The sequence below is a fragment of the Aliiglaciecola sp. SL4 genome, from assembly GCF_041538045.1.
GTDB lineage: Bacteria > Pseudomonadota > Gammaproteobacteria > Enterobacterales > Alteromonadaceae > Aliiglaciecola.
Genome location: NZ_JBGOSE010000005.1, coordinates 63700 through 86453, shown reverse-complemented (window position 1 = coordinate 86453; position 22754 = coordinate 63700). Strand labels below are relative to the sequence as shown.

19 protein-coding genes are annotated in these 22754 nt (G+C 40.5%); 6 read left to right on the top strand and 13 right to left on the bottom strand.

Features of this window, described 5'->3' with window-relative positions:
* The 4 genes from AB6T38_RS09040 to AB6T38_RS09025 form a co-directional block, all read right to left on the bottom strand.
* Positions 1 to 1485, bottom strand: a complete 1485-nt coding sequence (locus tag AB6T38_RS09040) for a tryptophan halogenase family protein (protein WP_372547007.1) — start codon at positions 1483 to 1485, stop codon at positions 1 to 3.
* Between the two features lie 14 nt (positions 1486 to 1499).
* Positions 1500 to 2534, bottom strand: coding sequence for a cupin-like domain-containing protein (locus tag AB6T38_RS09035; protein WP_372547006.1), 1035 nt, complete (start codon positions 2532 to 2534; stop codon positions 1500 to 1502).
* Between the two features lie 59 nt (positions 2535 to 2593).
* On the bottom strand, positions 2594 to 3322 hold the full coding sequence (locus AB6T38_RS09030) for a SapC family protein (RefSeq protein WP_372547005.1): 729 nt from the start codon (positions 3320 to 3322) through the stop codon (positions 2594 to 2596).
* Between the two features lie 205 nt (positions 3323 to 3527).
* Positions 3528 to 6557, bottom strand: coding sequence for a TonB-dependent receptor (locus AB6T38_RS09025; RefSeq protein ID WP_372547004.1), 3030 nt, complete (start codon positions 6555 to 6557; stop codon positions 3528 to 3530).
* A gap of 580 nt (positions 6558 to 7137) precedes the next feature.
* On the opposite strand from AB6T38_RS09025, the gene AB6T38_RS09020 reads away from it, so the two are divergent.
* On the top strand, positions 7138 to 7389 hold the full coding sequence (locus AB6T38_RS09020) for a hypothetical protein (protein ID WP_372547003.1): 252 nt from the start codon (positions 7138 to 7140) through the stop codon (positions 7387 to 7389).
* A gap of 103 nt (positions 7390 to 7492) precedes the next feature.
* Complete coding sequence (locus tag AB6T38_RS09015; RefSeq protein ID WP_372547002.1) at positions 7493 to 7711, top strand: hypothetical protein; 219 nt, start codon at positions 7493 to 7495, stop codon at positions 7709 to 7711.
* Positions 7712 to 7799: 88 nt separating this feature from the next.
* Here the strand turns inward: AB6T38_RS09015 and htpX are convergent, their stop codons facing one another.
* A complete protein-coding gene (gene htpX / locus AB6T38_RS09010; protein WP_372547001.1) occupies positions 7800 to 8672 on the bottom strand; it encodes a protease HtpX in 873 nt (290 codons plus the stop codon).
* A gap of 426 nt (positions 8673 to 9098) precedes the next feature.
* On the opposite strand from htpX, the gene AB6T38_RS09005 reads away from it, so the two are divergent.
* Both AB6T38_RS09005 and AB6T38_RS09000 read left to right on the top strand, forming a co-directional pair.
* Positions 9099 to 9497: a cytochrome c5 family protein gene (locus tag AB6T38_RS09005; RefSeq protein WP_372547000.1), complete on the top strand. Its 399-nt coding sequence runs from the start codon at positions 9099 to 9101 to the stop codon at positions 9495 to 9497.
* Positions 9498 to 9558: 61 nt separating this feature from the next.
* Positions 9559 to 12192, top strand: a complete 2634-nt coding sequence (locus tag AB6T38_RS09000) for an EAL domain-containing protein (RefSeq protein WP_372546999.1) — start codon at positions 9559 to 9561, stop codon at positions 12190 to 12192.
* On the opposite strand, the gene rep is transcribed toward AB6T38_RS09000, so the two are convergent.
* The gene (gene rep, locus AB6T38_RS08995) at positions 12163 to 14181 is read right to left on the bottom strand and encodes a DNA helicase Rep (protein ID WP_372546998.1); all 2019 of its coding nucleotides are present in this window, start codon (positions 14179 to 14181) and stop codon (positions 12163 to 12165) included. The two genes, AB6T38_RS09000 and rep, sit on opposite strands and share 30 nt — an antisense overlap.
* A 148-nt stretch (positions 14182 to 14329) precedes the next feature.
* Here rep and AB6T38_RS08990 point away from each other — a divergent pair, with 148 nt between their 5' ends.
* Positions 14330 to 14590: an accessory factor UbiK family protein gene (locus AB6T38_RS08990; protein WP_348493520.1), complete on the top strand. Its 261-nt coding sequence runs from the start codon at positions 14330 to 14332 to the stop codon at positions 14588 to 14590.
* Between the two features lie 19 nt (positions 14591 to 14609).
* On the opposite strand, the gene ubiA is transcribed toward AB6T38_RS08990, so the two are convergent.
* Together ubiA and AB6T38_RS08980 are read right to left on the bottom strand one after the other, a co-directional pair.
* Positions 14610 to 15467, bottom strand: a complete 858-nt coding sequence (gene ubiA, locus AB6T38_RS08985) for a 4-hydroxybenzoate octaprenyltransferase (RefSeq protein ID WP_372546997.1) — start codon at positions 15465 to 15467, stop codon at positions 14610 to 14612.
* Entirely contained in the window at positions 15464 to 16072 is a 609-nt protein-coding gene (locus AB6T38_RS08980; protein ID WP_372546996.1) for a chorismate lyase, read from the bottom strand. Before AB6T38_RS08980 ends, ubiA begins: the two co-directional genes overlap by 4 nt.
* Before the next feature lie 191 nt (positions 16073 to 16263).
* Between AB6T38_RS08980 and AB6T38_RS08975 the strand changes: the two genes are divergently transcribed.
* Positions 16264 to 16668: a flagellar basal body-associated protein FliL gene (locus AB6T38_RS08975; RefSeq protein ID WP_348493526.1), complete on the top strand. Its 405-nt coding sequence runs from the start codon at positions 16264 to 16266 to the stop codon at positions 16666 to 16668.
* An 18-nt stretch (positions 16669 to 16686) separates the two neighbouring features.
* On the opposite strand, the gene glpG is transcribed toward AB6T38_RS08975, so the two are convergent.
* The 5 genes from glpG to AB6T38_RS08950 form a co-directional block, all read right to left on the bottom strand.
* Complete coding sequence (gene glpG / locus AB6T38_RS08970) at positions 16687 to 17562, bottom strand: rhomboid family intramembrane serine protease GlpG (protein WP_372546995.1); 876 nt, start codon at positions 17560 to 17562, stop codon at positions 16687 to 16689.
* 4 nt (positions 17563 to 17566) lie between these two features.
* The gene (gene glpE, locus AB6T38_RS08965) at positions 17567 to 17893 is read right to left on the bottom strand and encodes a thiosulfate sulfurtransferase GlpE (protein WP_348493530.1); all 327 of its coding nucleotides are present in this window, start codon (positions 17891 to 17893) and stop codon (positions 17567 to 17569) included.
* A 34-nt stretch (positions 17894 to 17927) separates the two neighbouring features.
* Positions 17928 to 18950 (bottom strand): L-threonine 3-dehydrogenase, encoded by a 1023-nt coding sequence (tdh, locus tag AB6T38_RS08960; RefSeq protein ID WP_372546994.1) that lies wholly within the window; start codon positions 18948 to 18950, stop codon positions 17928 to 17930.
* Positions 18947 to 20143: a glycine C-acetyltransferase gene (gene kbl, locus AB6T38_RS08955; protein WP_372546993.1), complete on the bottom strand. Its 1197-nt coding sequence runs from the start codon at positions 20141 to 20143 to the stop codon at positions 18947 to 18949. The genes tdh and kbl overlap by 4 nt, the downstream gene beginning before the upstream one ends.
* 187 nt (positions 20144 to 20330) lie before the next feature.
* A complete protein-coding gene (locus AB6T38_RS08950) occupies positions 20331 to 22700 on the bottom strand; it encodes a putative bifunctional diguanylate cyclase/phosphodiesterase (RefSeq protein WP_372546992.1) in 2370 nt (789 codons plus the stop codon).
* Between the last annotated feature and the right edge of the window lie 54 nt (positions 22701 to 22754).

The following is a 22754-nucleotide window of genomic DNA, read 5'->3' as shown; positions in this document are numbered from 1 at the left end:
CTACTTGTTTTGTTGGCAATACTGTTGAATAAAGTCTTGATGACTAGGAAGCTGAGCAACACCATTAGTTATTGATTGTTCCATTGATGCTAAGAATTTTTCCAACTCTTTCACTGGCATTGCGGTAACGCTAGGATGATATTGTTTGGGCTCAATTCCCTGACCAAGCATTACTTGGGTCCAAGAATCCACCCTAAACAACTCACCATCGGCTTGAAATGCGTGAGCGTGATCAGCAAACAACCTGATTCGATGGGCTAAACTCTCTGGTACTTCCATGTTTTTACAATGTCGCCAAAATCCACTGTCTTGACGCTGAGTAACATGATAGTGCAACACGATAAAGTCGCGAATTTTTTCGATTTCATCGGTGGCTTGTTGATTGTATTCGTTGACCACCGAATCGGATATTTCGCCACAGGGGAAAAGCCTTAGTAAGCGAATAATACCCATCATAATCAAATGGATACTGGTTGATTCGAGAGGTTCAACAAAACCACTGGCTAAACCAAGGGCTAAACAGTTTTTATTCCAGTGCTTTCGACGTCGGCCCGTTCGGTATTTAATCACTCTTGGTTGGGTAATCGCTTGCCCTTCGATGTTTGCGAGAAGATATGCTTTAGCCTCTTCATCGCTCATGAATTTACTGCAATAAACAATGCCATTGCCAACTCTGTGCTGTAATGGGATGCGCCACTGCCAGCCACTTTGATGAGCAATAGACCGGGTAATAGGATCGACTTCCCCTGTTGATTCAGTTTGTACAGCAATTGCGCTGTCACAGGGCAACCAATGAGACCAATCTTCATACCCCGTATGCAAAGCTTGCTCAATTAACAAACCTCTAAAACCAGTACAATCAATAAAGAAGTCACCTTCAATCAGCTGTCCAGAGTCCAATTTCAAGCTAGAAATGAATCCATTTTTCGGGTTCTTATTTACTTCTGCAATTTTACCTTCAACACGCTTCACCCCGCGAGATTCGCTAAACTTACGTAAGAATGCGGCGTATTTACTCGAATCTAAGTGGTATGCATAATTGATGGATAATTTGTCCGATAAGGCAAATTTATTGGCTCTAGCAGCTTCTAGTTCAAAACAGTACTTGCCAAAGTCCTTTGCAACTCCCTGCTCTTTCCCATACAACCAAAAATGATGAAACGGGGCGATAAAACTTTCTTTCCCCGTCATACCAAACGAATGTACGTAACTATCCCCTTGCCTCCCCCAATTATCAAACTGTATGCCTAATTTAAAGGTCGCTGAGGTTTCCCTCATAAACTGTGACTCATCAATGCCTAAAAGTTTATTGAATACACGCATAGGAGGAATGGTCGCCTCCCCCACGCCAACTGTGCCAATTTCCTCTGATTCTACCAAAGTCACATTTATTACTGACGGCATCTGTTTGGCCAAGGCCGCAGCGGCTATCCATCCTGCCGTTCCGCCTCCTGCGATGACCACATTCTTAATTTTTCTGTTCACGTTTAAAGGCCCATTTATCGATTTAGTTTATTGATTAACATGGCGCGAAGCTGACGAGACATCACGTCATCCATAGGCGCTAAGAAACCCTGTGCTTCGGGTGGTAAATGTTCGGTTGGTTGCTCCCCCTCGCCAAAAATATAGTAATCAAATATATGCTTCCAACCCGCTTTTTCATGTGCCGGTTTATCGCGAAGGCTTAACATAGCGTGGTACAGTACATTCATCGCCGCCCCCATATATTTTTCTGCATCACTCCACCAATAGTTCACCAAAATATTGTAAGAACTAAGTGCTTCGACTTGATGCCACCACATACTAGGAATATAGATAGCATCGCCAGGCTCTAGTTCTGCCACTTGTCCTACAGCTAAGGCATGTTTAACCTTTGGGTATTTTTCGAAATCTGGATTGTGTAAGTCGACCATTGTAATAACTGGTCCCCCTGGGGTAGGCGCTAAGGGACCTGGATATAAATTAGCAATTTGATCCGGTGGGAAAGTGATAAAACGGCGCTTTCCTGATACCACACAGGCAATATTGTCGGACGCATCATAATGACATCGAGCAATGGAACGATTGCCGATCCAAATACTGGCTACCGGTGATTCGGTGGCAGATGATTTTGAGGTGATAGGAATGTGCAAATTATTCTCTTCACCTAGCCCTGGAAAGTTAGCGTCAATAACATTTGAGGCAATGTAATAACTAGGTGGTTGTTGGTCATAAAGGTGTTCTATTATTAACGCTAAAACCTCATCTACTCGTGCTTTTTTAGACTCATAGTTTAGTTCAGTCGCATTATCGTTATAGGCATACTTACCCTCTATTGCCGGCTCTCCAAAATATGCAAATACTGGCTTTCCATTGTAGAACGATTTTAAATAATCAACGCTTCTTTGCGGAGATTGCAAGCCAACCTCAACCAACTTCCAGTGTTTAACCAAGCCTTTAAGTACCACAGGATGTTGGCACTGATGAATATCATTGGGTATTTCACCTGGCTGACAATGGGTAATGACTTCAGTTTGTTTGCTGATACTTAACATGAGTATTCTAAGATCGGCTTAATAGGCGATTAAGGCGCTGTTTATGGAAGCCTGATATTTTATAAAAGCGTGGCATTTTTGCGCTCAATCAATTTTCTAACATTAGTGACAGATGCTACAACTGCGTATGCCAACTGCAAAAACCCAGATTGATTGAGTTCAAATAGTTGATCTGAGGATAGGGCAGCTAATTTCTCCTCATTAATGGTGAAATTTCCAGTTAGTTTGCACTTTTGGCCGTTGTTTAAATCAAATTCAATGTTAACTGGTTCAATCAAATCGCAAGACGTGAAGCGAGTAAACATCTCATCTTGAATAGCCATACCTTCATGAATGGACTGTAAACGCGTTGCAACATGGTTCAAATAAGGACTGTTACCACCGTGTTCTAGAAACAAGGGTTGCCCTTTATCATTGGACACTTTGGGATGTTGCATATCAATGTGAATAACCGGAGAGGGATCAGAAAGGGGATCTTGTTGCTGAAAACCGATAAGAAAGGGCCCACGTTCTATCATCGCTGGAATGTAATCCGCATCCCAACCTGAGGGCGTGGTGTCATTTAGAAAAAGGTTTTCACCTTTTTGCAAACCAAGCATAGCAACACACTGGTATTTTTCCGTTTGTTGGTCTATTTGAAAGAATATTGGATACTCTTTTTGTAACTCGACAAATTCCGGTGGAAAAACCAATACGCTGGCAACATCATCGGCAAATTCCTTAGCATAATGAGCAAGAACCCGAGTGTCTTTATGGTGCACATTATTCAAAAGCACATGTTTAGCCATTATCTTCCCTCGATGAATTTTTACTTATTTGCTATTTCAAATCAGCAAACTAAAAATCAAATTATTCATACCAAAGCCAATAAAATATAAAAAACAGTTTGCAACATCTTCATATCCTATTCAAATATCCTTAAAAACCGCAATAGTTTGCGGTTAGGCATAAAGGCAACAACACCAGCTGTGTTGTTGCCAAGGTCGAGTATGTTTAAAACTTATAACGAGCGCCCATTTGGTAACGAGCACCTAAATCGGTGGCGTACCATAGTTGGGTTTCGTTTCGAGCATGTTCACGAATGTCTTCTTCAGTAATATTTAAACCTTCAAAGAATACCGTGAATTGGTCGTTAATATCATAGCTAACATTCACATCAAGTTGAGTATAAGACTCTACATAGCGTGGGTTATTCGAACTGCCTTTATTCACCTCAGCCAAGTATTTATCACGCCAGTTGAGGGCAAGACGAGCTTGGAAGCCATCTTTTTCATACATAGCCACTAAGTTTGCTGTATCACTCAAACCGACTAAAGCAAATTGCGACTGATTGGGATCAGCTTCATTGTCAAACCCAACATCACCGCGCACGACCGTATAATTTGCCTGTACGCCAAAGCCACTGTCACCGAAGAAGTGTTGTACAGCAAATTCAGCACCGTAAATTTTTGCAGCACGATTATTGTCTGGCGTGTTGGTACGGAAAATAACTTCAGGATCATCTTCATTGGCGACTAAATCCCAACCATCAGTTTCTGCCAATTGTTGAATTTGTTCTGGTGTACCTGTGTAATCGTCAGCGCCTCCTGGGAAAGCTTCAGGTTGACTAAGCAAGACCATCATCGCGTAAAGGGAAGTATCATCTAAAGCAATATCCCTATCAGCTAACGCCTGAGCTGCAGCTTCAGCGCGGGGGCCTCCAGTTACATCACGAATACCCAATAGTGGTTGGTCAACTTGACGACTACCTAGGAAATTAACCACATCTTTTTGAAACAAACCTGCTGACACATAACTAGTTTCATCGTAGTACCATTCCAAGGATAAATCGACGTTAGACGACTCTAAAGGCAATAACGCTGGATTTGATGCATCCGCTGTAGGCTGTGCTCCCAATAATGTTGAACCACCACCGCCAGCAAAGTTTGAGGCTGAAACACCTAAACGACCAAATCCTGCACGCGCGATAGTTTTGCTATACGAGAAGCGTCCGATCAAATCATCTTGAATTTCCAGTTTTAAATCTAGGCTGGGTAGCAAAAAGTCATAATCGCTGTCTGCTGAAACATAACTTGTTTCAGAACCATCAACGTAAGCCACTACATCATTATTATCTTCCCATTGGAAATAGTTACGACTAATTAGTGAAGTTGAAGTCACATCCGTCGTTTCATATCGAACACCGGTTAAGATGCTAAATGGCATTTTGCCAATCTCACCTTCCAAGGAGACTTGCACATATGCTGCAAGCGTATCTTCTTGGATCGTATCATCAAATGACAACGCATCTTCAACGCCACTTGGAATACCTGGGTATAGTGTTTCAGCTGCCGTATATAAATCAGGCGCATTAGCAATAAAACCGTAACCACCGGGGTTGGTCGAAAAGTCATCGAACTCGCCAGGCAAATCAAATGGTTGAATCAAATCACCGAACTCACCAGGGTTGGCAACCCCCCAGTTACCTAAGGCTATATTGTTACCTGCGGTTTGAAATGAGCGAGACTCCATTTCACGTGCCTCTACACCAAAGTCGAAATAACCGCTGTCAAGAAAGTAGGTTGCATCCAGCTTGTATTGAGTAATACTAGATTCTTGGCTGGCGTTTCTGATTCGAGCAATTGATGAACCAACATCACCAGGATCCACTTGACCATTGTTATTGGCGCCTCGGATACTGTCATCATAAACATTGCTATAAGTAGGCAAACCGCCATCCCAGAACCATTCTCTAGAAGTGACTATTGGTGCCCCTAAACCTACCGCCAGTTCACCAGAACCTCTAGGGCCTGTGCCGCGACTGTGCATCGTTGAATCGTGAGCATCAAACATGATTTTAAAATCATCATTCACATTGTATTCGAAGTTTACGCCCACTGAATCGAGTGTATTAGTCTGTTCACGCCATTGTTGCTCATAACCCTCGTCAACGCCGCCAGCATAACTTTCAGTTATGTAGATAGGTGTTTTTACTGCCGAGTTATCAAACTCAACGGTGCCCGTATTAGTTCCAATCTGTAACCAGTTACCTATTTCACCTCGCTGTTCTACTATTTCATTTTCTGCGAAGGTGTAATCAAGTGAAGCTTTAAAATCATCGGTAGGTGCAAACTGCAAGGTTAATTGCATGTTGTCACGAGTTCTCTGAGTATTAGAAAAAGCATAGCGGATATCATTTGGGCGAGCGTAAAGCTGCCCTTGCTCTGGCGCATTAATATAATTCGCGTTGGCGTTGTTCCACATTCTGTCTGGATCAGCAATATCGTCCCAATAATCAATATTCCAGTTATTTACCGTTGCCCCGGTATAACCTGAGTCGCGTTCTTGGTGAACAGCAGACAAACTGACTCCAAAAGTCTTTTCATCATTGGCGTAACTCATAATCGCAGAAAGCTCTGGGGTTAAATCGTCACCTGTACGATTGGTAGTGTCATGCACTGCTTTTGCACCAACGGTTGCAACAAAGCCCTTTTGATCAAGAGGCTTAGCAGTAATGATATTAATAGTTGCACCAATGCCGCCGGTGGCTATATTGGCCTTCCCTGTTTTGTAGACTTCAACGGCTCTAATACTTTCAGACGCTAAGTTTGCAAAATCAAATGAACGAGTGTTTCCACCTTTAGTCGTGCCATCGGCCCCTGAGCCCGCGCCATAGGTTATCGCTGCTGGCATGGTTCTACCATTTAAGGTTATCATGTTGTTTCCGCCGCCGAAGCCCCGAACCGTCACTTCAGAACCTTCGCCATTAGAGCGACTAATCGAAACACCGGTTATACGTTGTAACGATTCAGCGAGGTTTGTATCTGGAAATTTGCCTATATCTTCGGCGGAAATAGCATCTACAACCCCCGCTGACGAGCGTTTAATTGCAGCAGCTTCCTGTAAACTGCCACGTAGCCCCGTAACTTGAATAACCTCGACATCATCGACCTCTTGCGCGGCGAGCGGTGCGCACAATGATGCCCCTAAAACGAGCGACAGACTCTTTGCTAGATGGGTTTTTGCAAACCGTAATTTAGTCATGTTGTTTTCTCCCAAAAAACTAACTTTATTGTACTCATTACCACACTTTTACTTGCGCACTTCCTGCTCTTGTCACCCAAAAGTTGTAAAATCATTGTGATAACAAGTTAAATGTAAGCGCTTTCATTAGGATAGAGTACGAAAATCGGACCGTCAACTCATAATCTTCAAAACTGACAAAGTTATTAACTAATAATTTACAAAAACGCCAATTAAAACACTCACCGGAAAACTTTCAAACAATTGAATTTAGTGAATTTTTATTGCTTTGCGGACAATTTACAGCCTATAAACCAGTTGGGGTAATTAAATTTTTAGCCATCCATAAATCAAGAGTAATTAACCAATAATTAACAACAATTAGTAATTTTTTGTTGTTTGAAGAACTCTTTTTTCAAATCACCATTGTTAATTATTTGTTATTGGTGGATCGCTAAATAACGCCGTTAAAGTAAGCCTCAAAAAACAAGAGAATTAATTCTAATCAGGATATTTACGTTTCAACTGACCCAGATCAATATGATTCAATTACGAACTGATTAAATACTAAACAAGGTTTTAGAATAAGGGAGTTCCCTCCATGACAAACTCAAGGGTCATGACTTTACTTAAAGTGGTGATGTTTTCAGGTCTATGTTTAATCATCCTTGGCATTTATTTACACCTTTTTAATCAAACCATTGACGAAATGGGAGTACAAGGAATCGTTATTAGTGCAGCCTGTGTAGCAGTGGGCATGGTTATGTCACTGCCGACGAAAATGATAATCACCTTTATATTAGTTAAACGAGAATCTGAGCATACCGATCGGGTTTTAAACAACAGAATATAAAGAAACCTGCAACTTTATTGATAATTAGTTGAGCAATTTATTGACTAAATTTCATTCGATTGTATACTGTATAAAAATACAGTTATATTTTTGAGAGGATGTTATGACAAATGAATTAGTTAACTTGCACGATTCAATATGCGAATCCACTCGCTGTGAAATACAGCAACAAAGGATCAAACAAAAAAATAAAGACAGAGCTGCTCGTGATAAACAATTTGATAATTTAATCAATCGTTTAGATAATTTGAGAATGTTAGCAAAATCGAGAAATAGACAACCTAGTACCCAAGGCAGAGTACAAACCAGTTTTGCTTTTTAGATTAATTTTGAAACAACTAAACTAGTGTTCGTTTATTATTTGAAGCTTGGTAAAGATATTAAACTTTAAAAACCTAGCAAAGCCAGGTTTAGCCAACTCTAAGGTTTTCAATACGCTTTTCCAATGGAGGGTGGCTTGAAAATAACTTTTGTATTTTACCTGCGTTGATTGCAAAAGCAGCCATTTCATCAGGCATATCAGGCGTACCCTGAAAGCTCTTCAATTTTGCCAAAGCAGCAATCATGTTTGCCTTACCTGCGAGTTTTGCGCCACCTTCATCGGCTCTAAACTCCCGATATCGTGAAAACCACATAACCAAGGTCATAGCTAAAAAGCCAAGAATAATTTCAGCAATGATTGAGACTATCCAGAAAGCCGGTCCATGACCTCTTTCAACCTTGAAAACAACTCGGTCAACAATGTGTCCAATAACCCTAGATAGGAAAACCACAAAAGTATTTACGACTCCCTGAATTAACGTCATGGTCACCATATCACCGTTAGCTACGTGACTTACTTCGTGGGCTAAAACCGCTTCAACTTCATTTTTATTCATGTGCGTAAGCAATCCTGTACTAACCGCGACTAAGGCATTATTACGATTCCATCCGGTAGCAAAGGCATTGGGCGACTGACTATTAAATAAACCCACCTCTGGCATACCAATACCGGCCATTTCAGCTTGTCGGCGAACAGTATCAATAAGCCAACGTTGTGTTGTGTCCGTTGGTTGTTCAATAACGTGCACGCCCATAGACCGTTTAGCCATAAATTTTGATAGGAACAAAGAAATGAATGCTCCACTAAAGCCGATTACACCTGAATAAATCATCAATGCGGTTAAATCTAAATCAACCCCATTTTCCGCTAGAAGCCCTTGAAAACCGAAAAGGCTAAATGTCAGACTTAGCAATGCAATAATAGCTATATTGGTGCCTAGAAATAGAAATATTCTTAACATTCATTACTCCTTTTTATCAAGATAAATGCTCACGGAATGTAGATACTGAAATTAACCGTTAGGTGAATAAACAAACTAAACTCAACTGTCTCAGTTAATATGGGTCTTTCCTAAAGTTGTACAATACATATTTATACTATTTCTTAAAATTTTTAGGTGTTTTTTCGTGTAAACTTAGGTGAAATGTTAATTAAGGTTTGGGTCAAACAAACTCACAAACCTAAAATTTGTGGTTTTTTAGGGCTAAATTAACACTTATTGTTGGTTAGAGGCCGCTAAAAAGAGTTAAACTCTGCGGATAAGCCAAATTAGAGTGAAGATAAATAGCAATTACAAAGTAAATTGTTGTTCAGTATCAATAACTCGCTATAATTTGTTATTCTTTAATAAACGTTAGAATTTAAATTTAGATCGTTGGAGATTATTGTGAAATTAAAAGCGTTGTTGAGCGTGTTAGTTGGAAGTTTGTTGATGTTTGCCGTACAAGCGCAAAACATGTCTAATGAAGATATCAAGTCCCGCATCGAACCTGTTGGTTCAGTACATGTTGCTGGTGCTAAAGCTGACTCAGCTGCCGCTTCTGGCCCTCGCTCTGGTGAAGACATTTATAATACTGCTTGTTTCGCTTGCCATGCATCAGGTGTATTAAACGCTCCTAAGCTTCACGATGCAGCCGATTGGTCACCACGATTAGAAAAAGGAATCGATGAAGTTTTGCATAACGCACTAAATGGAATTGGCTCTATGCCTCCAAGAGGAACCTGTGGCGATTGCTCAGATGATGATATTAAAGCAGCAATAGAATATATGATTGAAGGTGTCTAATTTTAGTTGCTTTCGTCAGTGCACGGTTCTTTGTAATTAATCTATTTTCGGATTAAGTATATTGACTGAAGACTTTGATACTGGCCAATTAACTGTTGAAGAATTAAGGGAAATAGTCCCGCAACTACAACAGTTAACAGAAAAATATAAGCGCTCTGAACATATTCAAAGAGCGCTTTTTGACATTTCTGAATTAGCAGGTTCTATCAGCGAGTTATCACGTCTGTACGCTGCGGTTCATGAGATTATCGGGCAATTCATGAACGCCCAGAACTTTTTCGTAGCCCTATATGAAAAAGACGACGAATTTGTCGAATTCCCCTACTTCGTCGATCAATTCGATGAAAATGTCATAAAACAAATCCCTGCAAAAGACTTATTAGGTGGTATCGCCGGTTATATTCTCAAATCTGGTCAGCACTTAGTCTTAAGCGAAGAAAACTTCGAATCAGAATCTAAAAAACGCAACTTCAAAGCCATCGGCAAAACCCCTGTGGATCTTATTGGCGTACCACTTAAGCGCGGTAATAAAGTGATTGGTGCTATGGTCGTGCAAAGTTACGATAAAGCAGTTAGATACGTCGAAGATGAGTTAGATTTACTGCTATTTGTTTCCCAACATATTGTAAACGCCTTGGATAGGGTCAAAAGCAGGGAGTTAACTGAACAAACAATTCGCGAAAGAACGAAACAGCTTCGTGAAATTAACGATGAGCTTCAGGACGAAATATTAGAACGTCAAAAAGTGGAATCTTTGCAAAAGGCACTTTTTGAAATTTCAGAAATAGCCGCTTCTGTGGAAGGGGAAATGGCCGATTTCTACGCTAGTTTGCATGACATTCTAGCTCGATTACTAAGCGCACCTAACTGTTATGTGGCGATAATTAACGAGAAGAATAACTCCTTAGAATTTCCATATTACAGCGACGAATTAAATGACTTTGTCAAATCGAGACCACTCAGCAATGGTCTCACCGAGTTTGTATTGCGCTCAGGTAGAGCAGAATTAATCGACGCGGATCGTGTTAATGATTTAACGGTTAAAGAGCAATTAGATCAAACCACCATAAGTAGCATGATTAAACACAATAATTCATGGATAGGGTCTCCTCTGTATGTAGATGGCGTTATTTCTGGGGTTATCGCGGTTCAAACTTATAGTAAAGATGCAAAATATACTATCAAAGATCTGGAGTTATTAAAGTTTGTATCCCACCATATTGCTGTAGCCATAGAACGCAAACAATCTGCTGAAGCTATTCAGAAATATAATTTACAGCTGAGCCGTAAAGTCCGTGAAAGGACCGATGAGCTTCACCAAACCAATTTATATTTAAAAAAACAAATTGAAGAACGTAAAGAAATTGAGTTAAAACTTATTCATGAAGCCCATCACGATGCCCTTACAGATCTCCCAAATAGAGCCATGTTTAATAGTCGATTGGAGTTAGCTGTCGCTAATAAAAATCGATACCCTGAACATCAATTTGCAGTTTTATTTATAGATTTAGATAGGTTTAAACAAATAAATGACAGTTTAGGCCACCATACTGGTGACCAATTCTTGATTGAAGTTTCCAAACGAATCTCTAAATGTATACGAGCTCACGATCTGCTGGCTAGGTTAGGCGGTGACGAATTCGTAATTCTATTAGATAGCTTTGACGATTTCAGTGATGTGGAGGAAGTGGCTAATCGCATTATTCAAACCCTCGCGATTCCCTTTACCTTTGATAATAAAGAAATGTTTTCTGGGGCCAGTATTGGTATTGCCAATATTGAACAAGGCTACGAATCGGCTGACGAACTGATCCGTGATGCTGATGCGGCTATGTACCAAGCTAAGGCTCTGGGCCGCGGGCGATTCGTTTTATTCGACACTAGCATGCGTCAAAAGTTATTAGAGGAATTAGAATTAGAGAACGAATTCAGAAAAACATTGAATGAAGAAAATTTCGACTCTCAAATTCAAGCTATCGTAAATTTCCAAACCGACGCTGTAATATATTATGAGTTTTTTGTACGTTGGATCCATTCCACAATGGGAAAAATCAAACGGGAAAAGTTTTGGAAAGTCGCACAAAGTAGTGGCCTAACAGTAGAAATCGATAACTTTATGTTAGACCAAGCGGTGAAAATTCTGCAGCATTGGAAAAAGTTAGGTGATAACGAATCAAGCAGAAAAATCGCTATCAATTTATCAATTAACCACTTATCGCAAAGTCGCTTAGTAAATCAGATAATCGATAGAATAAAAGCAGCTAACATTAACCCATCCAATTTAGTATTTGAGTTTGATGAAAATGAGCTCAACCTAAGATCACAGTTTATGCTTCCAGCGATTAAAAAGCTAAAACGTTCAGGAGTAATATTGGTTTTAGATAACTTTGGAAGCGGCCTTGCGTCGTTAAGCTATTTGTATAGCTACCCATTTGACTACGTTAAAATTGATAATAAGTTTGTAAAGTCAGTTACTCGCTCAAAACGTAATTACAATCTAATTCGTTCAGTGTTAGCTATCTCCAGTCAGCTGTCTTTTAAATTGATTGCTGAGGGTATTGAAAATAAAGAACAGTATAATAAGCTTGTTGGTGCTGGGTGCATCTTAGGCCAAGGGCACTTCATAGAGTCACCAATCAATATGACGACTGTATTAGAACAGAACTCATTTCCCGCTAGAAAGAATATTTCTTAAATTCGCAATTCCAGTTCTCCCCTTTTGTTGGCGAACCTCTGGACTATCTTTAACTTTTTTATGCTCCCAAATAATATCGTCTTGGGGTAACTCGTACAGAAAACGACTGGGCTCAGGCTGAATTACTTCGCCAAATTGGCGACGTTCTTTACTCAAGGTAAAAAACAATTCTTTTTGTGCACGGGTAATACCCACATAAGTAAGTCGGCGTTCTTCTTCAATATTATTTTCATCAATACTGCTTTGATGGGGCAATAAGCCCTCTTCCATTCCAACCATGAAAACATAAGGGAACTCAAGTCCTTTGGAAGCATGTAACGTCATAAGCTGTACTTGGTCCGATTCCTCAGCGTCCTCATTACGTTCCATCATATCCCGTAGAATTAGTCGATTTACTACCTCAGACAAGCTCATCGGTGGATCCAACTCATTTCCTTCGAGCATATCGCTTATCCAGCCAAAAAGGGTACTGATATTCGCCATTGCCATTTCAGCCGCTTTGGGGCTAGTACTAGATTCATATAGCCATTCTTCATACTGCATGGCCTTAATCATCTCTCGAATAGCGGCGATACCATCACCACGGACTGCGTTGTCAGCAGCCTCGACAATCCATCGACTGAAAGACTCGATACTTTGCAGAGCTTTACCGCTTAACACACTATGTAATTGGGGGTGGCAAGCAGCCTCAAAAATCGAGCACCCCAACTGATTAGCAAAACTTCCTAGTTTTTCTAAAGAAACACGACCTATTCCACGGGTAGGAGTATTGATAACCCTAAGTAGTGCATTATCATCATCTTGATTAACCAATAATCGCAGGTAAGCCATCAAATCTTTTACTTCTGTACGCCCAAAAAATGACATGCCCCCATTGATTTTATAAGGGATGCGGTTACTCATCAGTATTTTTTCAAATAGGCGAGACTGGTGATTTCCCCGGTACAAAATCGCGTAATCCTTGAACTGGGTGTTTTTCATAAACTTATGGGCAAGTAATTCAGCCACCACACGTTCAGCTTCATGCTCTTCATTCTTAGCAATGAGCACTTTGAGGGGCTCACCGTATCCTAATTCTGAGAACAGTCTTTTTTCAAATACATGGGGATTATTTTGAATGAGAATATTAGCTGTATGCAGAATTCGCTCTGAGGAACGATAATTTTGTTCGAGCTTTACCAGCTTTAGGCTGGGAAAGTCCTGCTGTAAAAGCGCCAAGTTTTGTGGCCTAGCGCCACGCCAGGAATAAATAGACTGATCATCATCACCCACAACTGTAAATCGAGCACGCTCGCCGACTAACAGTCTCACCAACTCATACTGACTGGTATTGGTATCTTGGTATTCATCTACTAACAGGTATTTGATTTTGTTTTGCCATTTTTGACGTACCTCTTGATTGCTTTGTAACAATAAGGTTGGCATCAATATCAAATCATCAAAATCCAGTGCATTGTAGGCTTTAAGGTGGGTCTGATACTCATGATAAACTTTCGCAAACTCAACCTCTCCCGGCGACAAAGCTCGCTTTTGCAGTTGCTCTGGCATGATTAAGTCATTTTTCCAATTAGAAATACACGACTGCAACAAACTTAACTGCTCTTTATCGCCATCAATGGTGTCTTCCGTTAAGTCCTTTAAGAGCGCCATGGTGTCTTTATCATCGAATAGAGAAAAGCCGGGTTTGATACCCAAGCTACGAAACTCTGACTTGATGATATTTAGCCCCATGGTGTGGAAAGTAGAAACCTTAAGCCCGCGAGCGTCTTTTTTACCCATGGTTTGAGCAACTCGCTCTTTCATTTCTCTAGCTGCTTTGTTGGTAAAAGTAACCGCTGCTATTTGACGGGCTGGAATACCACACTCTTGAACCAAGTATGCGATTTTATTGGTAATCACGCGAGTTTTACCGCTACCAGCGCCTGCGAGCACTAAGCACGGGCCAGAGATAAATTTAACTGCTTGATTTTGACCGTCGTTGAGTTTCATGAATACGTCTTTAAAAAATGGTCGGGAATTGTAAAAAATTAACAATGGAATTACTAGCTCCGTTGTCTCGAATCAGGAGTTTTACTACAAATGCAGCAACTTCAACATAGCTCTGATACAATTATGCTTTTATACGGAGACTCTACCCATGTTGGACCCGAAAAAGCTGGAAGATATTGCAAAGCAAATTACAGACTCTATTCCCCCCGGTGTGAAAACCATGGCTGAGGGTGCTGAAGCGAAAGTAAAACAAGTTCTGCAATCACAATTGAGTCGACTTGAATTCGTTAGCAGAGAAGAATTTGATGTGCAAAGCCAAGTTCTGATTCGCACACGGGAAAAGCTTGAGGCCCTAGAAGCTCGACTGGACAAGTTAGAAAACCCGACGCCATCAACTGACGATAACTAAAGGTTTATTTAGTCAGCAACTATAGCCAATAGTGGCAAAGCATACCAATTGCGACAATCATTCCAGCATAGTGATTGTTTAGAAATGCTTGAAAACAATTGGCTCTTACACGATCTTTTATTAAATATTGCTGATAAATAAAAAATCCGCCCATGACCAATAACGATATATACACTGGCCATGTCATATTTAAAGAATAGGCGACAAAGCTAAGTAATAGCAAAGTGATTAGTTGCGTAATACCGATGGCCAACTTGTCAGCTTGAGCAAACAATACAGCTGTAGACTTGATGCCTATTTGTAAATCATCATCGCGATCTACCATGGCATATTCAGTGTCATAACCTACTGTCCAAATCACATTAATAACGAAAAGCATCCAACCAACCCAGTGAATTTGTTCATTGACGGCCATGAAAGCCATGGGAATAGCCCAACTAAATGCAGCTCCTAACACCACTTGAGGTAAGTTAGTAAAACGCTTCATAAAAGGATAGATCGTTGCCAGCGCCAAAGCACCGAAAGACAACAGTATGGTTTGATAATTGAGGGTCAATACCAATAAAAACGAAATAAAAACTAAGACCGAAAAAAAGAATAATGCTTCTTTCTCGGTCACTTCGCCACTGACTAACGGTCGTGATTTAGTGCGCTCAACTTTGCCATCTACATGTCGGTCTGCGTAATCATTGATTACGCACCCTGCGCTGCGCATGGCAAAAACACCGGCCACGAACACTATTACGATCTCGATTGGCGGGTTGCCCTGCCCCGCGATTAATAGCGCCCATATGGTAGGCCATAACAACAAATAACTGCCGATGGGTTTATCCATTCGAGCTAACCTAACGAAGGCGTTAAACTTACTTTTTGTCATATCAAATTCTGCTTGGAATAGGCCGGACATTCCGGAAGAAATATTTCAGCAACCATCAGCTGCAACTGTTGAAAGTCAAAAACCGAGCGACGGCCCCACAAAGGTTGTTGATCAGTCGTATTTATAAAATTGGCGAAGTGCAGAGTATTAGTCAATTTTAATAATTGAAAGGGGCTACGAACAAACCGATTATCATTAAAAATAATTTTGCCCAAAGGTTTGTTACCTAATTCCGCTAGATCCATTTCACACAACTGTTGCGGCAAAACCGAACGAGCAAATACCCATGGCTGACCATTGCCATACAAAATCACCTCTCTAACTTGCCATTGCATATCATCTGCGTGGGGGCTATTTAAAGTTAGTTGGGTCAGTTCCTCGTCGTCAGGCGACATCTGTCTCTGGCCGACTAATTCAACCCTAAAATCTGCACAATGTGATTGCAATCGTTCGGTAAGAGATCCTGTATCCAAAAGCCAGTTTTTCAAATAAGGGTCTGCCACAGGTAAATCGTCTGCTGACTTCCAATTTGCTGGAATTGAAACGGGAAAGTGAGTTTGTTGAATCAAAATTGCGCTAAGTCCATGAAAATATGACGCTATCATACCAATAGCTGCTACCATACTGAAGATATTAGGTTGATAAGATCTATTATCGCAGTGTAAAGATTATAATATTCACTTTGCAACGAACAATTGCGTTATATTAATTCTCTACACTTGTTAAACTAACGTTATCTGAGTTGGCAACGGCTGTCGCCAATTAATTCGGTAAATATAAAACTCGAGACAACAATATGAAATCTGTGTTTTTTGCGTGCATTCTAGCGATTACTTCAAGTCAATTTATCGGTGCTGCCCAAGCTCAGTCAAATTTCGCTTATTACGGATTAGAGCCGGATATTGTCACCAATTTTTTAGGTTCAAATGCGACTAATTTAGGCTTTGTTCGCACCACCATAGAGTTAATGTTGGAAGATGCAGATTATATTGAAGCCATTGAACACCATTCACCACTGTTACGCGCGACAGTCATTGATATACTTGGCAGACAACCTAAAGATAAGGTTAAGTCTCTTACTGGTAGAGAAGACTTCCGCAGAACTAGCCTAGAACAGCTCAGAGAGCTGATGGAAAAAGAGACAGGTAAGCCAATGATAAAAGACATCATCATTACTAAGTTTATTGTGCAAGGCGGCTAGCTCTTATATTCCTGAAAATTATTCCCTTGAGTGCTTATTTTGAGACTTTTGAGTAAAAAACACATAACACCATGCAATGGCACAGCCACAGACTAACCCTAGGGTGTGAGCAGTATTTGCCACCGAGACCCACAACAGGTCAACATACCCCAGTACCAGCCAAATGAGCGAAAAGCCAATTATGTAGTTGGGAAGAGTGAGTCCCCACTGAGGTCGTAGCCAACCGCACCACCAGACAAAACCGATAATTCCGTAGACAACACCAGACAGACCACCAAAATCAGGGCCTGACATTAACAATTGACCAATATTAGGAACTATTGCGGTAACGAAGAAAATTAGAAGTAAAGTACTAGAGCCGAATTTCTGTTCAATGCCTTTGCCGGCAAGCCACCACCAAAGCAAATTAAAAATAATATGCATTTCATCGAAGTGAATAAATGCAGGGGTAATTGTGCGCCACCATTGTCCAGTCTCAACTAATAAAGACCAGGGTAACAACATCATGTTTTCCCTTACCCATATAAAACCACCAGCAATAGAGCCCAGATAAACCAGTATACAAATAGCCATTATCAACCACATAAATGGCGTTTGCTTAAACACACTCCAACTCAGCTTCGGTGTAGCTGCTTGTCGCCCCTCTCGAAAAATTTGCTGTTCTGTTTCCCAAGCACGTTTTTGATACTTAGGGTCTGTTGGATTATCAACAAACTCTTTAACAATAAACGCAGCTTCTTGAAGAAATGAGGGATCATCAAGTAGAACTTGGTGATTAAGATCACCTTCAGCATAAGCATAGCTAGCTGGAATATTCTGACTAATTAAATAGGTAACCAACAACAATGCAGGGCTTTCATGGCCGAAGCTAACTAGTTCAAGTGATTTGCTCAAAACTTTAGTCTACATCCCCAGTTACGAAAGGCATACTACCTCTCCAAGCTTCAAAACCACCATCCATGCTATACACTTGTTCAAAACCCTGATGAATTAAAAATTGTGCCGCTTGCTGACTGCTAATACCGTGATAACAGCAAACGATTACGGGGGTTTCAAATTCAGTTTCTGACATAAACTGCTGCAAACTGCCATTGGTTAAATGCACTGCGCCTTCTACATGACCAGCAGCAAATGATTGCTCATCACGAATATCCACTAATCGTGCTTTATTGTCTGTTAAAAGCTCTTGAGTTTGCTCCACGGAAATATGTTCGAACTGCTCCAAATCGCCCCCTTATTTACCAAGTTTTAATTAATGCTTACCAGTTTAAAATCACTTTACCAGATTTTCCTGACCCCATGGCATCAAAGCCTTGCTGGAAGTCATCGATATCAAATTGATGGGTAATAATAGGATCTAAATTCAAACCAGACTGTAATAGACTCGCCATCTTATACCAAGTTTCAAACATTTCTCGGCCATAAACACCTTTGATGATCAGACCTTTAAAAATCACCTGGTTCCAATCAATCGCCACATCTTTAGGTGGAATTCCTAGCATGGCAACTTTACCACCATTATTCATTTTAGCCAGCATATCTCGCAAGGCTGAAGGCACTCCAGACATTTCTAGACCAACATCAAAGCCTTCAGACATGCCCAACTCTTGCATCACATCTTCTAAACTTTGATTTGCTACATTAACGGTGCGTGTTGCCCCCATCTTATTCGCTAAATCTAAACGGTAATCATTGATGTCGGTTATAACCACATGTCTGGCTCCCACATGTTTTGCCACAGCAGCAGCCATAATACCAATGGGACCGGCCCCAGTAATCAACACATCTTCACCCACTAAATCAAAGGACAAAGCAGTGTGAACGGCGTTTCCAAAAGGGTCAAAGATAGACGCTAATTCATCGCTAATGTTGTCAGGTATCTTGAATGCGTTAAAAGCTGGGATCACTAGGTATTCAGCAAAAGCGCCAGGACGATTTACACCGACACCCTCGGTATTGCGACAAAGGTGGCGCCTACCCGCGCGACAGTTTCGACAATGGCCGCAAGTTATATGCCCTTCACCAGAGACTCGATCGCCGGGTTCAAAACCTCTGACTTCTTGTCCCATTTCAACGACGATACCGACATATTCATGACCGACGATCATAGGCACAGGAATAGTATTTTGTGACCACTCGTCCCATTGATAAATATGCATGTCTGTACCGCAAATTGCAGTTTTAGTGATTTTAATTAAAAGATCATTATGCCCGACCTCTGGTACCGGCGCATCGTTCATCCAAATCCCTTTTTCAGGATATAGTTTCGCTAATGACTTCATTGGATCACCTTTAATTCTCGGCCCACATCGATGAAGGCATCAATTGCTCTATCAACTTGTTCAATAGTATGAGCTGCAGACATTTGAGTACGAATTCTAGCTTGTCCTTTGGGCACAACAGGAAATGAAAATCCAACCACATATATGCCACGTTCTAACATTTTATCGGCCATCTCACTGGCCAACTTGGCATCGCCCAACATCACAGGAATGATTGCATGGTCTTTACCGGACAAGGTGAATCCAGCACTTTCCATACGGTTTCGAAAATGTTTCGCATTTCGATTAAGTTGCTGGCGTAAATCATGCCCCTGTTCAAGCATCGAAAATACTTTGAGTGATGCTGCCACGATGGGAGGCGCAACAGAATTAGAGAAAAGATAAGGTCGCGAGCGTTGACGTAACCAATCAACCACTTCTTTTTTACCCGATGTGTAGCCACCAGAGGCGCCGCCGAGGGCTTTTCCAAGAGTTCCGGTAATAATGTCTACGCGTCCCATAACATCGTTATATTCATGGCTGCCTCGACCATTTTCGCCTACGAAACCTGTAGCATGACAATCATCGACCATCACCATTGCATCGTATTTATCAGCTAAATCACAAATGCTGTGTAAATCAGCAATCACACCATCCATGGAAAATACGCCATCGGTGGCTATGAGTTTGAAGCGAGCGCCATCTTTATCGGCTTGAACTAATTGCGCTTCCAAGGCTTGCATGTCGTTGTTTGCATAGCGATAGCGTTTAGCTTTACACAAGCGCACACCATCAATAATACTGGCATGGTTTAACGCATCTGAAATAATCGCGTCTTCTGGGCCCATAATAGTCTCAAACAAACCACCATTGGCATCAAAACACGATGGGTACAAGATGGTGTCTTGCATTCCCAAAAAGTCACTGATTTTCTGTTCTAATTGCTTATGAATATCTTGAGTTCCACAAATAAAACGCACTGAGGCCATACCAAAACCATGTTCATCTAAACCCACTTTAGCTGCATCAATTAAAGACTCATGATTAGCCAAGCCAAGATAATTATTTGCACAAAAATTAAGTACATGTTTACCACTTTGCACGACAATGTCAGCCTTCTGAGCGGAGGTGATAACACGTTCGGATTTGTACAAGCCATCTTGTTTAACTTGTTCGATTTGCTGACTTAGATGTTGATAGAATGATTGGCTCATATTGCCCCCAATGAATTAGATGGCGCTATATTAAAAGAAATTTTACTTAGGTAATACGGTTCGCTACTGCTTTGGCACTAATTATAGGTCATACCGAAGTGTAAGGTTTTAATTACATAGGGAAGAAAGGGGGGGGGGGGATAAAAACAGATTGTGCAAAAAAATACTATTGGATTCCAAACAAGGACTATTCAGATTGGCCATATTGCCAGATTCCATCTCTACAGTATTTTTGTAATTCCTCAAACAGTAACTCTTCTGGGATAGGTTTAGCAATATAAAAACCCTGAGCCATATTGCAATCAAACTGTTTGAGTAAATCTATTTGCAACTGTTCCTCAATTCCTTCAGCAATCACTTTCATTTTCAAGTTTTGCACCATAGAAACCGTAGAAGATACGATTTGTCTATCTGAATCATTGGTAAGCATACCATCAATAAACGCGCGATCTATTTTAATGAAATTGGCCGGCATTGTTTTTAAGTAGCTTAACGATGAATAACCCGTACCGAAGTCATCAATAGATATTAAAAAGCCTTTATCAATTAGGGTTTGCATAATGTCGGTTGTACGTTGGATATCAGCAACCAATGTTCTTTCGGTCAATTCCAACTCAATTAAGCTAGGTTTGAGACCAGTACTTTTAATCTTTTCTTCCAAACAGGGAACCAAATCTGGGTCAAGAAACTGAATACCAGCTAAATTAATTGCTATTTTGAGTTCAGGGTAACCGTTATGCCTAAACTCCTGGAGCAGGTCAAACGCATTTTCGATACACCAATACCCTAACGTGAGCATAAACTCGGTATTTTCCAAAATTGGAATAAAGTACCCCGGTGAAACAGGTCCTCTGTCGGGATGATTCCATCGCAATAACGCCTCGAATCCCATTAATCGCCCAGTTTTTAATTCTATTTGCGGTTGCAAAGAAAAACTAAAATTATCATTAATTAAGGCAATTCTAGCCTCATCCTCTAAGGCAACTTTATCGATAGCATTTTTTGACATCGATTCAATATACAATTTGACGCAATTTCCACCATCATTTTTAGCATGGTACATTGCAATGTCAGCACAACGAATCAGTTCATTTACATTGGTTTCAGCTGAAGATGAGTGGGCAAAACCGACACTGGTAGACACGTAAAAACGCAACTGAGCCACATTTATTGGAGCCCTAAACCGGTTGAGTAATTTCTCGGCAACCTTAATAGCGCTTGTAATATCTTCTACGTTTCTCAATAAAATGGCGAATTCGTCTCCACCAAGACGGCAAACAATACCATCATCATCGAGAACACTTTGAAAACGGCTTGCCGCTTCCCTTAACAATTCATCGCCAATTGTATGCCCGTAACTATCATTTACTTTTTTAAAGTCATCTAAATCGAACATCATTAAAACCACAAACTTTTCGCTCTCAACTAATTTTGCTAAGGCTTCTTTGGTTTTAATGACCAACATATTTCGGTTTGGTAAATTTGTTAATTGATCATACATAGCCATTTTTTCGAGTTCATTGGTTTTGGTGAACACTTCATCATCAAGTTGCTCGAGTCGCTCGGCTAATTTATTAGCGGATTCATTTAGGGTATCAAGCTCATCTTCAAGATAATGTTCATCAACTCGGCTTTTTTGTTTAAATTGTTGATACTCCCGTAATGCTAGCAACGGCAGACGTTCGGTAAAATCAACTAAGCGCTTGCGCACACTGTTACTCAGTAAATAAAATAGCAACATGGCTAAAACAAAAACGATAGATGCAGTAATTATTATGGTTTGTTTATAGGCTCGATGAGCCACCATCATTGGCGTAATATCATAGGCAGCCAAAATATAATCATCATCGGCATTCATGGTCGACATTGGGATTACCACAACAAAATAGTGATTATTATTTAGGGATAGCGGCGAGCCTTCCACAAGCAGTTTGTTAATGGATAATTCACGAGGAAACGCGTTGATCAATGGTTCAAATAGATCAAAGTGTTTCTTTGCCAATGGACCTCTAATTTGAAAGTCTTGCGCATTTTTAGCCTCACTATGTCCAGGAACATAAACAAGGGCAAGGGTGGCATCAGTCGACTGATTAAGAAATGCTAAAGTATCAATCAAACTTAAACTCAGGGTTATTACCGCCAAACTTCCATCTCGTTGAAGCAAGGGAATAGATAAAACTTGAGAACAATGGGGAACACAAAAGGTACTTTCTTTAGAGTATTGACTGGCGAAAACAGAATCGGTGTTTTCTTTAATATGTGCTGGTATATCCGACTCAGAGGAATAAATTAAGTTTTTTTGACTGTCAAAAAGCCAACCTTTCTCTACCTGCATGTTTAATTGCAAAAATTCAAATCGGGAAGATAACGTTTTACCTAAAGCCTGAACGGGTTGAGGTTCGTTCTGATGCAATTGAATCAACATCTCGACCCAAGACTCAATGCGGTTACGAAACATTTTATTCAATAACAAGTATTGGCTTTGATTTTGATGCTTTATTTCTTGTTGTTTGATTAAAAAGTCTTGATTGGTTTTTTGCAACCACAGGTAAGACATTGAAATACCTAAAGCTAATAGAAAAATTAGCAATAAAAGTAGCATTTTGTTTGT

Excerpts from the sequence above, each read along its gene's own strand:
- AB6T38_RS09035 (WP_372547006.1), bottom strand. The coding sequence starts at position 2,534 with ATGTTAAGTATCAGCAAACAAACTGAAGTCATTACCCATTGTCAGCCA.
- AB6T38_RS09030 (WP_372547005.1), bottom strand. The coding sequence starts at position 3,322 with ATGGCTAAACATGTGCTTTTGAATAATGTGCACCATAAAGACACTCGG.
- AB6T38_RS09025 (WP_372547004.1), bottom strand. The coding sequence starts at position 6,557 with ATGACTAAATTACGGTTTGCAAAAACCCATCTAGCAAAGAGTCTGTCG.
- AB6T38_RS09020 (WP_372547003.1), top strand. The coding sequence starts at position 7,138 with ATGACAAACTCAAGGGTCATGACTTTACTTAAAGTGGTGATGTTTTCA.
- AB6T38_RS09015 (WP_372547002.1), top strand. The coding sequence starts at position 7,493 with ATGACAAATGAATTAGTTAACTTGCACGATTCAATATGCGAATCCACT.
- htpX (WP_372547001.1), bottom strand. The coding sequence starts at position 8,672 with ATGTTAAGAATATTTCTATTTCTAGGCACCAATATAGCTATTATTGCA.
- rep (WP_372546998.1), bottom strand. The coding sequence starts at position 14,181 with ATGAAACTCAACGACGGTCAAAATCAAGCAGTTAAATTTATCTCTGGC.
- AB6T38_RS08990 (WP_348493520.1), top strand. The coding sequence starts at position 14,330 with ATGTTGGACCCGAAAAAGCTGGAAGATATTGCAAAGCAAATTACAGAC.
- ubiA (WP_372546997.1), bottom strand. The coding sequence starts at position 15,467 with ATGACAAAAAGTAAGTTTAACGCCTTCGTTAGGTTAGCTCGAATGGAT.
- AB6T38_RS08980 (WP_372546996.1), bottom strand. The coding sequence starts at position 16,072 with ATGATAGCGTCATATTTTCATGGACTTAGCGCAATTTTGATTCAACAA.
- AB6T38_RS08975 (WP_348493526.1), top strand. The coding sequence starts at position 16,264 with ATGAAATCTGTGTTTTTTGCGTGCATTCTAGCGATTACTTCAAGTCAA.
- tdh (WP_372546994.1), bottom strand. The coding sequence starts at position 18,950 with ATGAAGTCATTAGCGAAACTATATCCTGAAAAAGGGATTTGGATGAAC.
- kbl (WP_372546993.1), bottom strand. The coding sequence starts at position 20,143 with ATGAGCCAATCATTCTATCAACATCTAAGTCAGCAAATCGAACAAGTT.
- AB6T38_RS08950 (WP_372546992.1), bottom strand. The coding sequence starts at position 22,700 with ATGTCTTACCTGTGGTTGCAAAAAACCAATCAAGACTTTTTAATCAAA.